The sequence below is a fragment of the Sphingopyxis sp. genome, from assembly GCF_016704835.1.
Classification (GTDB): domain Bacteria; phylum Pseudomonadota; class Alphaproteobacteria; order Sphingomonadales; family Sphingomonadaceae; genus Sphingopyxis.
This window is the reverse complement of the sequence record NZ_JADIZJ010000001.1, coordinates 520,846-532,559: the sequence shown is the minus strand read 5'-3', so window position 1 is coordinate 532,559 and position 11,714 is coordinate 520,846. Positions and strand designations below refer to the sequence as shown.

General features: G+C 63.9%; 11 protein-coding genes and 2 pseudogenes. 10 read left to right on the top strand and 3 right to left on the bottom strand.

The features are described from left to right. Positions 1-10: 10 nt before the first annotated feature. The 4 genes and pseudogenes from infB to IPF76_RS02700 all read left to right on the top strand — a co-directional run. Positions 11-2,545, top strand: coding sequence for a translation initiation factor IF-2 (gene infB / locus IPF76_RS02715; protein WP_293839304.1), 2,535 nt, complete (start codon positions 11-13; stop codon positions 2,543-2,545). A 36-nt stretch (positions 2,546-2,581) separates the two neighbouring features. Beyond that, positions 2,582-3,139 carry a DUF1697 domain-containing protein gene (locus tag IPF76_RS02710; protein ID WP_293839301.1) on the top strand — a complete coding sequence of 186 codons (558 nt, stop codon included), beginning with the start codon at positions 2,582-2,584 and terminating at the stop codon, positions 3,137-3,139. Continuing rightward, complete coding sequence (gene rbfA, locus IPF76_RS02705; RefSeq protein WP_293839298.1) at positions 3,136-3,534, top strand: 30S ribosome-binding factor RbfA; 399 nt, start codon at positions 3,136-3,138, stop codon at positions 3,532-3,534. The genes IPF76_RS02710 and rbfA overlap by 4 nt, the downstream gene beginning before the upstream one ends. A 33-nt stretch (positions 3,535-3,567) precedes the next feature. Further along, positions 3,568-3,699, top strand: a pseudogene (locus IPF76_RS02700) (phage major capsid protein); the annotation flags it as partial. Between the two features lie 325 nt (positions 3,700-4,024). Here IPF76_RS02700 and IPF76_RS02695 read toward each other — a convergent pair. Then, positions 4,025-4,360: a hypothetical protein gene (locus IPF76_RS02695; protein ID WP_293839295.1), complete on the bottom strand. Its 336-nt coding sequence runs from the start codon at positions 4,358-4,360 to the stop codon at positions 4,025-4,027. A gap of 49 nt (positions 4,361-4,409) precedes the next feature. Between IPF76_RS02695 and IPF76_RS02690 the strand changes: the two are divergent. The 5 genes and pseudogenes from IPF76_RS02690 to IPF76_RS02670 form a co-directional block, all read left to right on the top strand. Further along, a pseudogene (locus tag IPF76_RS02690) lies at positions 4,410-4,736 on the top strand (phage tail tube protein); the annotation flags it as partial. A gap of 660 nt (positions 4,737-5,396) precedes the next feature. Continuing rightward, positions 5,397-5,630, top strand: coding sequence for a DUF2793 domain-containing protein (locus IPF76_RS02685; RefSeq protein ID WP_293839292.1), 234 nt, complete (start codon positions 5,397-5,399; stop codon positions 5,628-5,630). Further along, positions 5,605-5,838, top strand: a complete 234-nt coding sequence (locus tag IPF76_RS02680; protein ID WP_293842017.1) for a hypothetical protein — start codon at positions 5,605-5,607, stop codon at positions 5,836-5,838. Before IPF76_RS02685 ends, IPF76_RS02680 begins: the two co-directional genes overlap by 26 nt. A gap of 130 nt (positions 5,839-5,968) precedes the next feature. Beyond that, positions 5,969-7,084, top strand: coding sequence for an OmpA family protein (locus IPF76_RS02675; protein WP_293841866.1), 1,116 nt, complete (start codon positions 5,969-5,971; stop codon positions 7,082-7,084). 259 nt (positions 7,085-7,343) lie between these two features. Beyond that, positions 7,344-7,784, top strand: a complete 441-nt coding sequence (locus tag IPF76_RS02670; protein WP_293839289.1) for a biopolymer transporter ExbD — start codon at positions 7,344-7,346, stop codon at positions 7,782-7,784. Between the two features lie 24 nt (positions 7,785-7,808). Here IPF76_RS02670 and IPF76_RS02665 read toward each other — a convergent pair whose 3' ends face one another. Beyond that, a complete protein-coding gene (locus tag IPF76_RS02665) occupies positions 7,809-8,345 on the bottom strand; it encodes a DUF1993 domain-containing protein (RefSeq protein WP_366498995.1) in 537 nt (178 codons plus the stop codon). A gap of 25 nt (positions 8,346-8,370) precedes the next feature. Then, positions 8,371-10,170, bottom strand: a complete 1,800-nt coding sequence (locus IPF76_RS02660; protein WP_293839283.1) for an ABC transporter transmembrane domain-containing protein — start codon at positions 10,168-10,170, stop codon at positions 8,371-8,373. A gap of 221 nt (positions 10,171-10,391) precedes the next feature. Here IPF76_RS02660 and phaZ point away from each other — a divergent pair, with 221 nt between their 5' ends. Beyond that, positions 10,392-11,612: a polyhydroxyalkanoate depolymerase gene (gene phaZ / locus IPF76_RS02655; protein WP_293839279.1), complete on the top strand. Its 1,221-nt coding sequence runs from the start codon at positions 10,392-10,394 to the stop codon at positions 11,610-11,612. Positions 11,613-11,714 lie beyond the last annotated feature (102 nt).

The window sequence follows — 11,714 nt, the reverse complement described above, 5'->3', positions numbered from 1 at the left end:
ATGAGTTTCGATGAGTGACGAACAGGACAAACCGACCCTGACCCGCAAGCCTTTGGGGCTGAAGCGGACGGTCGAGGCCGGACAGGTGCAGCAGCAATTCAGCCACGGTCGCCGCAACACGGTGGTGGTCGAGGTGAAGCGTCGCCGCGTGCTCGGTCGTCCTGGCGATCCTGCGCCCGAACCGGTGGTCGAAGAGGTTGAGGCCGCTCCGGCGCCCGCGCCGGTTGCTGCGCCTGCGCCCGCGCCGAAACCCGCCGCGCCGCGCGCGAGCGAGAATGACAGCCTGATGTCGCGTCAGGAACGTCAGGTGCAGTTGCTGCGCGAGGCCGAAGAAGCGCGCATGTCGTCGCTCGAGGACAATCGCCGCCGCGAAGAGGCCGCCCGCGCCCGCGCCGCCGACGAAGAGAAACAGCGCGCTGAACAGACCGCCGCCAAGCCCGCCGCGCCCGCGCCCGCGCCCGCCCCGACGCCGGCCGCCGCCGAGACGGTTGCCGATACACCCGCGGTGGAAGCGCCGCGGGCCGAGGCCGCCCCGCGCGCCGCGCCCAGCGCCGCCCCGGCCCCGCGACGCTTTACCCCGGTCGAGGCGCCCAAGCGGCCTGAGCCCAAGCGCCCTGAGCCCAAGCCGAGCCGTGGCGGCGACGCGCGCCGGCAGTCGGGCAAACTGACCGTCACGCGCGCGCTCAACGAAGATGAAGGCGCGCGCGCCCGCAGCCTTGCGGCGCTGAAGCGCGCCCGCGAAAAGGAAAAGCGTTCGCACACCGCATCGTCGGGTCCGCGCGAGAAGCAGGTCCGCGAAGTCGTGGTACCCGAAAGCATCACGGTGCAGGAACTCGCCAACCGCATGGCCGAGAAGACCGGCGACCTGGTCAAGGCGCTGTTCAAGCTGGGCAGTCCGTCGGCGAGCACCGACACAATCGACCAGGATATCGCCGAACTGCTGGTCACCGAATTCGGGCACGAGATCATTCGCGTCAGCGAAGGCGATGTCGATATCCGTCATGACGAAGATATCGACGACGCCGAGCATCTGAAGCCGCGCGCGCCGGTGGTCACGATCATGGGCCATGTCGATCACGGCAAGACCAGCCTGCTCGACGCGCTGCGCGGGGCGAATGTGCAGGCGGGCGAAGCTGGCGGCATCACCCAGCATATTGGCGCCTATCAGGTGAAAACCCCCGACGGATCGCTTGTCACCTTCCTCGATACGCCGGGCCACGAAGCCTTTACCGAGATGCGTCAGCGCGGAGCCAATGTCACCGACATCGTCATCCTGGTCGTCGCGGCCGATGATGGCCTCAAGCCGCAGTCGATCGAGGCTATCGCCCATGCGAAGGCGGCGGGCGTGCCGATCATCGTTGCGATCAACAAGATCGACAAGGAAGGCGCCAACCCGCAGCGCGTCCGCGAACGCCTTCTCGAGCATGAGCTGGTGGTCGAGGAAATGGGCGGCGACGTGCAGAATGTCGAAGTGTCGGCGCTCAAGAAAACCGGCCTCGACAAGTTGCTCGACGCGATCGCGGTGCAGGCCGAAATCATGGAGCTGAAAGCCAACCCCGACCGCGCCGCCGAAGGCACGGTGATCGAAGCCAAGCTCGACAAGGGCCGCGGTCCGGTGGCGACGATCCTCGTCCGTCGCGGGACGCTCAAGGTCGGCGACATCTTTGTCTGCGGCGCCGAAAGTGGCCGCGTCCGCGCGCTGATCGACGATCAGGGCAAGCAGATCAAATCGGCGACCCCGTCGATGCCGGTCGAAGTGTTGGGTCTGGGCGGCGTGCCGATGGCGGGCGATACGCTCACCGTCGTTGAGAATGAAGCGCGTGCCCGCGAAGTCGCGACCTATCGTCAGGAACAGGCGACGCGCAAGCGCACTGTCCAGGCGCCGGTCAGCCTGGAAGGCATGTTCGAAGCACTGGCCGACAAGACAAACGTCATCCAGTTCCCGGTGATCATCAAGGGCGATGTGCAGGGGTCGGTCGAAGCTATCGTCAACGCCTTGAACAAGCTGTCGACCGACGAGATCCGCGTCCGCGTGCTCCAGTCGGGCGCCGGGGCGATCACCGAAAGCGATGTGACGCTGGCGGCGGCGACCAAGGCGCCGATCATCGGCTTTAATGTCCGCCCGAATCCCAAGGCGCGCGAGATCGCGAAGCGCGAAAATGTGCGCTTCATGTACCATGACGTCATCTATCACCTGACCGACGAAATCAGGAAAGAGATGGCGGGCGAGCTGGGTCCGGAGCGGATCGAAACCGTCGTTGGCCGCGCCGAGGTCAAGGACGTGTTCCCGGCCGGGAAGCGCGACAAGGCCGCGGGCCTGCTCGTGCTCGAAGGCGCCATCCGCAAGGGGCTGCACGCGCGTCTTACCCGCGACGACGTCATCGTGTCGGCGACGACGATTGCGTCACTCCGTCGCTTCAAGGATGACGTCGCCGAAGTGCGCGCGGGTCTGGAATGCGGTGTCGTGTTGTCGGATACCAACGACATCAAGGCGGGCGATAATCTGGAAGTCTTTGAAGTCGAAATGCGCGATCGGACGCTTTAACACGCGTCCGCTCGGCGCGGATCAGGAGGCGTCGGCATGGCTCGCTATGTGGCCTTATTCGGCAGCATCAACGTCGGGGGCAACCGGCTGACGATGGCCGATCTGCGCGCGGCGTTCGAGGCCGAGGGGTTTGCCGACGTCGAGACCGTCGTGGCCAGCGGCAATGTCATCTTCTCGCACCCGGCGCGGCCGACGCGCGGGCTGGAGGAAAAGCTCACGTTGATGGTCGACGACCGGTTTGACATGCAGTGCGCGGCGCTGGTGCGCAGTCGCGACGAACTGGCGGCGGGAATTGCGGACAATCCGTTTGGGGGGACGAATGAGGACAGGTTCGTCCACACCATGTTCCTCGACGGGCAGCCGACGCAGGCGCAGTTCGATGGGCTGGCGGCCGACAAGTGGATCAAGCCGAACGAGCGCCTCGCACTCGGCGACCGCGCGCTCTATATCGATTATGGCGACGGCGTCGGCGACAGCAAATTGACCGCGCGGCTTATCGAGCGGCGGCTGGAACATAAGGGCACATCGCGCAACATGCGCTCGATCGCGCGGATCGTCGCGAAACTGGATGAATTGGAAAAGGGTGCGGCATGAAAGCGGCAGACACCAAAGGCCCTACGGTCCGCGCGCTGCGCGTTGGCGAACAGGTGCGCCACATCCTGTCGGACATTCTCGCGCGCGGTGACGTGCACGACGATCTGCTGGCAAAACATCCGGTGAGCGTCACCGAAGTGCGCATGTCGTCGGACCTGCGTCATGCGACGGTGTTCGTGAAGTCGCTGCTCGGCAAGGAAGAGGAGGCAGTGCTGAAGGCGCTGCGCACCAACACCGCCTGGCTGCAAAAGAGCGTCGCCGGAAAGATGACGCTGAAATATGCCGCAAAGCTGAAATTCTTGTCGGACGAGAGCTTTGACGAGGCAAGCCATATCGAACAATTGCTGCGCGATCCAAAAGTCGCGCGTGATCTCGCGGGCCGCGAGAGCGAATAGGCGCCCCTTTCCGAATTAATCGCGATAACCAGCCGGGGCGAGACGCGCATCCTGCGCGATCCGTTCAGCAACAAGCCGATCGTGCGTTCTTATGCAACCAAAAGGGTCTGCGGTGCGATCATCGATTTGCAGGCCATCAAACTGATGAAATTCGCCGCCAGCTGATTTCGCGCTGGCGCGATGGGCGCCCGGTCCATGCTCCCTTCCCCCTTTCGGGGCGGACCGGGCGCTTACTTTTCTTGATAGAGACATGGCGATGACCATGAGCCTGAGCGAGGCGCGCGCGATTGCGTATAGCGATCGAATCCCCCGGCGACGCTGAACGGGTGCGCGTGACCTATTGGGCGGGTATCGCAGACGATGGCCCGGGTGTCGTCGAAGCGATCCGGCAGGGGATCGTGCGAATGACGCGGCGTTTATACGGCGCCCGCGATGGCACCGATCCGGCGCCGCCCGCTCCCCTCTCCAGAAGAGGAAAATTCTGTACGTCTTACTCGCCCGGAAGCGCGTTGTTCGCTTTGTAATCCTTGAACTTGTCGGTGAAGTTCGCGAGGTAATCCTCGATCTGCATGTCGGCGTCTTCCGACGCGACCTTCTCTGAATCGCCGCCTGAGCGACCCAGCGCGATCACCGCTTTGCGGAACGCGTCGCGTTCGGTCGAACAGTTCGCCTTGAGCGCCATTTCATATTCGACCTCTTCGACCTTGGCCTCAAGCGACTTTTTCATGTCGTCGCGTAAGCATTTGGTGAAGGCGGCGCGCGTCGTGTCGACCGCGGCGGTGGGCGCTGGCGCCATGGCGGCCAAAAGCAATGTCGTAATCAGCATCCCGTGACTCCCCAGTTTCGGATGGTTTTTGTGATGAGGAGAATAAACGATGGCGACTGAAAATGGGAGCGCTTTTCTGCTGAAGGTCGGCGACGGCGCTGCGCCGCCCAGCTATCGGACGGTGGCGGGACTGCGCACGACCCAGTTGTCCGTGAACGGCGAGGCGGTGACCGTCACGACCAAGGATTCGCGCAGCCGGCGGACGCTGTTGTCGGGCGCCGGGGTAAGTTCGGTGTCGGTCAGCGCGGTAGGGATCTGTACCGGGTCTGCCGCAGAGGTGCGGGTGCGCGGCCATGCGCTGGCCGGGACAATTGACGATTTTGAACTGAGTTTCGAAAGCGGTGAGCGGCTGCGCAGGCGTTTCCTGGTGAGCCGATCGCGCTCGGCGCAGAACGGTCCGCAGCGGCGCCGGGCAATTGGCGGAACCGTTGGCGCCGGGCAGCGATATCTCCTCGATGACGTCAACGCGGCGCTGGTCGCGCTCGTCAATCCGTCGATGTCATTGGAATCGTTCGACGATGCTGCGCTGCTGGGCGGTGCCAATCGGGTAATGGCGGGCGACGAATTGCTGCAGTTTGCGGTCGCCAACCTGTCGCGGCGGGCGTTTAGCGGCTGGCGCGCTTGCTGCAGCGGAGGGTGGCGCCGCGCGGTTGCAGTGGGCGCGGCGCGCGGCTCAAGCGTGCTGACCGACGTGGCAGTGCCAATTGGCGGCGCGGCGCTGCGGCCGCTGGCGCCGGCCCATGGGCGGATCGTGTCCGACCGCGCGGGCGGTGTTTTCATTTCGTAGCGGCGACGCAGCCTCGTCGACGCCGGCTGGCGCGATCAAGTCGGTCTGCCGATTGGTGAGGGGCAATAGGCGTGGCGGATCACATAGTCGCCCCCCGTTCGGGGTATTGCGCCTTGGGAGACCGCAAGCCCGGATCTGCATATCGCGGCTGCCGTTCTCGCGGCGCTGCCGCCTGACACGATGATCGCGATTCGCCAGTCCGGTGATTTTGCGCTGACATAAGAGGATGAAACCCTGAGCAAAATACCGATGACCCGGCGCCTTGCATTGCCGCTACTGAGGGTGGCGCAGGCAGAGAAAGTCACGCACAACGGGGCGCTGACGCTGATCGACTCGTTGGTCCATGCCGCGGTCGAAGTCAGGCCGTTGAACGATCCGCCCGCCGATCCGGATTCGAAGCGATGCTGGCTGGTCGGCGCGGTCCCCGCAGGCGATTGGATCGGGCAGGGGAACGCGATTGCGATACGGACTATCGGCGGCTGACGATTTGCCGCGCCGCGCGCCGCGCGCCGGGATCGCGGTGGTGCGGCTGGGCGATGGCGCGCGGCTGCGATTCGACCACCGCGAATGGGTCGCGCCAGCAACCATTGTCACCCCATCGGGCGGCTCGACAATCGATGCCGAAGCGCGTAGCGCTCTTGCAACGTTGATCCTGCACCTTGAAGCGCAGGGCCTTCTGATTTCAGGCTGAATTTCCTCCCGTTGGTTTTAAATGTGCGACTTTTTGGCAACAGATTGACGATTTGTTCACTTGCACGGAACCAAAGCGGCGAGTAGGACGTCTGCCGAGACGTATATCTCAATTTGAAAGGGGAATTACTATGAGGAAGCTTGCCGTAGCTGTGGCGTTAGCCTCCACTGCCCTGGCGTCGCCTGCTTTGGCGCGCGACGACTCTTGGTATGTTGGCGTTGGTGCCGGCGCAATGATCGTTGAAGACCTGGATCTCGATATCGGCACCTTTAGCAACGCCGGTTCGCTCGATCATCGGGCTGGTTATGATTTCGAAGGTACCGTCGGTTATGACTTTGGCGGCTTCCGCGCCGAAGTTGAGGTCGGTTATCGTGAAGCCGACATCAAGTCGGGCCGTTTCACGACACCGGGTATTCCGCAGTCGGTTGGCGGCGCAGGTGCGTTGTACACCGGCTCGACCGCACTGAACGGCGATACGAACGCGCTGAGCTTCATGGTCAATGGTATGCTCGACTTCGGTGACGACGACGGGCTTCAGGGCTTTATCGGCGGTGGCGCCGGTGTTGCTCGCGTGTCGGTCGAACCTGTGTTCGCCGGTGCGTTCCTCGACGATTCGGACACGGGCTTCGCGTGGCAGGCTATCGCCGGTATTCGCGCGCCGCTCAGCGACTCCATCGACGTTGGCCTGAAGTATCGCTTCTTCAACGTCGACAATGTCGATATGGTCGATCAAATCGGTCGCGACGTTTCGACGCGCTTCCGTTCGCACTCGATCCTCGGGACGCTGACCTTCAACTTCGGCGGCGCACCGGAGCCGGTTGTGGCACCTCCGCCCCCGCCGCCCCCGCCGCCCCCGCCGCCCCCGCCGCCCCCGCCGCCTCCGCCGGTGGTTTGCGAACCTGGGCCGTACATCGTGTACTTCGACTGGGATCAGTCGAACATCACGCCGGAAGCGGCTTCGACGCTCGACAACGCGATCAGCGCTTATAACCGTGGTTGCACGGGTACGCAGGTCATGCTCGCCGGTCACGCTGACCGTTCGGGTGCAGCCACGTACAACGTCGGCCTGTCGGAACGCCGCAACACTGCGGTTCGCAGCTATCTGACCGCTCGCGGTATCTCTGATGGTTCGATCAGCGCGCAGGGCTTCGGCGAAAGCCGCCCGGCTGTTGCTACCGCCGATGGCGTCCGCAACGACCAGAACCGTCGTGTGGAAATCACTTACGGTCCGAACTCGGGCATGTAAGACCGGTTTCCATTCCCGATCGGGACTGGAAGAGACAAGTGAGGGCGGTACCGGAAGGTGCCGCCCTTTCTTTTTTCAAGTGCGGGATGTTGGCGTAAAGCGCCACGGCCGGATTTCTATTGCGCTGTTGGAAAAATGGTATATCATAACATTGGTGGTTCGGTAGGCGGCAGCGCGAATGTCCGATGCCGGACCTGCGTGCGGGCAGTCAGCTGTCGGACGAACCGACGATAGCGGTGCCCCAATGGGGAGACAGCTAATGCGTCGACACCGCAGCATGTTTCATCGCAGCATTTTCAGAGCTGACCCCAATGGCGACCCCGATATCAACACGACCCCGCTGATCGACGTGATGCTGGTGATGCTGGTGATGTTCATCATCACCATTCCGCCGCCGACGCATAGCGTGGATATCACTCTCCCGGCGGTTGACGCTGGCCGCGCCGAGGTGCGCAACGAAAACCGCATCACCATCGACACCGCGGACGTAATCCGCTGGAACGGCGAGGCGATCGATTTGGCGCAGTTGGGTGAGCTGGTGAAGACGGCATCGACACGGCCCGATGCTGCGACGCTGATGTTCGAACCCGAAGCGCGGGCTCGGTACCTGCGCGTCGACGAGGCGATAGGGGCGATCCGGCGCAACGGGGGATCGACCATCGCCTTTCGCGGCATCCAGCGATATGCCGCGGCGATCTGATCGCTCAACTGCGCTTGGCGGCGGTCAGGCGGTGGGAGCGGTGCCGGAGCGGAGATGCGCCAGCATATAACCGACATAGTCGGCCTTGCCGAGCGGGACGCCCATGTGGCGCAGGATCGAATAGGCCGCGACGAGGTGGAAGTAGAACTGCGGCTGCGCCCAGTCGCGAACATAGGCGCGCGCGGTCATGTCGAAGACCATGCCATTGGGCAGGTCGAAGCTAACAGGTCGATCCGGGTCGGCGTCTATGGTGGCGGCATCGACGCTATCGAGCCACGCGAGCGTCGATGCGATCTGCGCCTGCAGCCCGGAAAAGTCGGATGCGTCGTCGGGCAGCGTGGGAGCGCCGGTGGCGCCGAGCCGTGACGGCGGCTGGAGCGCCTGCAGGCAGCTGGAGCGAATTTGTGCCGCGAGCGGGAACATGTCGGGCGCCAGCCGCGCGACTATGAGCTGCAATTCGCCGACGCCGTTGTCGGCGCCCCAGGCGAGAGCCTTGTCGAGCTGCGCGGACAGCGCGCGCAGCCCGTTTCTATAGGCCGGAACGGTCATGTCGTAGAGCATCGTCATATCCTTTACAGGGTGCCGGTCAGGCGGGGGCGAGATTATCCTGAAATTGCAGGCGCGCGAGGCGGGCATAGAGGCCGTCAGCGGCGACGAGTGTATCGTGCTTGCCCTCCTCGACGATGCGACCGTTGTCCATGACGATGATGCGGTCGGCAGCGCGGACGGTCGCGAGCCGGTGCGCGATGACGATCGTGGTGCGGTCGTGCATCAATGTTTCGAGCGCGTCCTGAACCAGCTTTTCGGATTCGGCGTCGAGCGCCGAGGTTGCTTCATCAAGCAGCAGCAGCGGGGCGCGCCGGAGAAGTGCCCGCGCGATCGCGACGCGCTGACGCTGGCCGCCTGACAGGCGGGCGCCGCCCTCGCCCATGAAGGTATCGAGACCTTCGGGAAGTTTGCGCAAGAAATCCTCGGCATTGGCGGCGCGGGCAGCGTCCCAAAGCTGGTCGTCGGTGGCGTCCCAATTGCCGTAGCGCAGATTGTCACGTGCCGAAGCGGCGAAGATTACCGTTTCCTGCGGCACCATCGCGATCCGAGCGCGGATGTCGGCGGGGTCGGCATCGACCAAGGGGACGCCGTCGAGCAGGATGTGCCCCGCTTGCGGATCATAGAATCGCTCGGCGAGCTGAAACAGGGTCGATTTGCCTGCGCCCGAGGGGCCGACGATCGCGACGGTTTCGCGCGGCTGGATCGCGAGGTTGAAATCATGCAGCGCCGGGGCGTCGGGGCGGGTCGGATAGTGGAAGTCGACGTGGGCGAACTCAAGCGTGCCGCGTGACGGTTCGGGAAAGGCGCGCGGCTGTGCCGGGGGGGCAATGCTCGCTTCGGCATTGAGCAGTTCGCTAAGCCGTTCGGCGGCGCCCGCGGCGCGCAGCAGGTCGCCATAGACTTCGGTCAGCGCGCCGAACGCCCCCGCGACGAGCCCGCCGGTGAGGACGAAGGCGGCGATCGTGCCGCCGGTGATCGTCCCCGCGGCAACTCCCTCGGCCCCATACCAAAGCAGGGTGGTGATCGCGCCGAACAGCAGACCGATGACGATCGCGGTCATGATCGCGCGGAGGCGAATGCGGCGCTTGGCGGTCGTGAAAGTCGCTTCGACGGCGCTCGCGAAGCGCGCCGCCTCCCGCTCTTCTTGACCGAAAGCCTGGACGATCTTCATCGCGCCAAGCTGTTCAGAGGTGGTGGCGCCGATGTCGGCGACGCGGTCCTGGCTCGACCGCGAGACATTCTGGAGGCGGCGGCCAAGCAGCACGATCGGCATGATGATGACGGGAATGCCGAGCAGGATCCCACCGGTCAGCTTGGGTGACAGGGTGAACAGATAAGCGATGCCGCCGATCCCCATCACCATGTTACGTAGCGCCACCGACACGGTCGTGCCGACCACCTGCTCGATGATCGTCGTGTCCGACGTCATCCGTGAGGCGATTTCGGACGGTCGATTTTCTTCGAAAAAACCGGGGGCGAGGCGGAGCAGGTTACGCTGCACCGCTTGGCGGATGTCGGCAACGGTCCGCTCGCCGAGCCAGCTGACGAAGTAGAAACGCAGCGCGGTGGCGAGCGCGAGGGTCAGGACGATGCCGTAGAATAAGCGGAAATGCGGGGCGACGTCGCCGCCGCCAGCCACAAAGCCGCTGTCAATCATTTCCTTGAATTGCCAGGGGATCGCCAGCGTCGCGAGCGCAGCAACGCCGAGTGCGACCGCCGCGATCGCCAGTTGCAGCGGATAGGCGCTGGCATGGTGCCAGATCATCCTGAGGCTGCCAAGCTTGCGGCGCGGTTCGGCGGGAGCTTTCGCGGCGGGAAGATCGGGGGTACTGGCCATCGCAGCGGCCCTAGCAGTGGCGGCGCCCGCGCTCAACGCCGCAGAATAGTGCTGTGCTTCATGGATTATGAAGCCCGATTGCATAATGAGCGGCGTCATTTCGGACAAAGATGATCGCAAGCGGCGTTTATGACGCATTGCACAATGGATCGGATGCCCTAGACTGGCGCCAACGAATGGACGCTCACAGAGCGTCGGGCTTGCCAAGGATCCGAACGAATATGCTGTATCACGCTTTTGAAATGCAAAAGAGCTGGCTCGCGGGCGCGAGCGCGCTGGCGACTGCGGGCGCGCAGGTCATGCAGCATCCAGCGAACCCGCTCGGTTATTTCGGCGGCAGCCCGCAATTCGCGTCGGCGCTGGAGGTATTCGCGCACGCTGCCGCGCCGCGCGGCAAGCCCGGGTTCGAACTGTATGAAACCGAAGTCGATGGTGAAATCGTGCGGGTGACCGAGGCGGTCGAGGCGCGCAAACCCTTTGGCCAGCTCAAGCATTTTAAGCACAAGGGCACAAAGGATGCGCCCAAGCTGCTGATCGTTGCACCGATGTCGGGCCATTATGCGACCTTGCTGCGCGGCACGGTCGAGCGGATGTTACCAGGTCACGACGTGTGGATCACCGACTGGCGCGACGCGCGCAATGTACCACTGGAGGCGGGCAAGTTCGACCTCGACGACTATATCGATTATTTGATCGGCTGGATGGAGCATATCGGCCCCGGCGCGCATATGCTGGCGGTGTGCCAGCCGTCGGTCCCGGCGCTAGCCGCTGCGGCGATCATGGCCGCCGACAGGAACGAGTGCCGGCCCAAGACGCTGACGATGATGGGCGGCCCGATCGACACGCGCAAGGCGCCGACCGCGGTCAACCAGCATGCGATGACGCGCCCGCATGCGTGGTTTCAGGAAAATGTCATCGTGACCGTTCCCGCCTGGTATCCGGGCGCCGGCCGCCGCGTCTATCCCGGCTTCCTGCAGCTTGCGGGCTTCATGTCGATGAACCTGGGTAATCATATGATGAGCCATTGGACGATGTTCAAACATCTGGTCGATGGCGACGGCGAAGAGGCCGACAAGACCAAGGAATTTTACGACGAATATCGCTCGGTCTGCGACATGACCGCTGAATTCTATCTGCAAACCGTCGATGTCGTGTTCCAGCGCCATGCGCTGCCCAAGGGCGAAATGCTGCATCGCGGCCAGCCGGTCGACCTCAATGCGATCGAGGATATCGCGATCCTGGCTATAGAGGGCGAGCGCGACGATATTTCGGGGATCGGGCAGACCAAGGCGGCGCTGACACTGACCAAATCGCTCCCCGCCGGGAAGAAGAAATATCTGATGGCCAAGACCGTCGGCCATTACGGCATCTTCAACGGCCGCAAATGGCGCGAGAATATTGCGCCGGTCGTCGAAGCGTGGATTCGCAGCAACGGGGGTTAATGTTTGTCCGCATATGATCAGTAATTGCGGTTGCCCGGCGCCAGCCGCGGCCTAGAGCGTCACCAAGTAACGCTTGCTGTCAAACCCGCTGGGCTCTCGGCT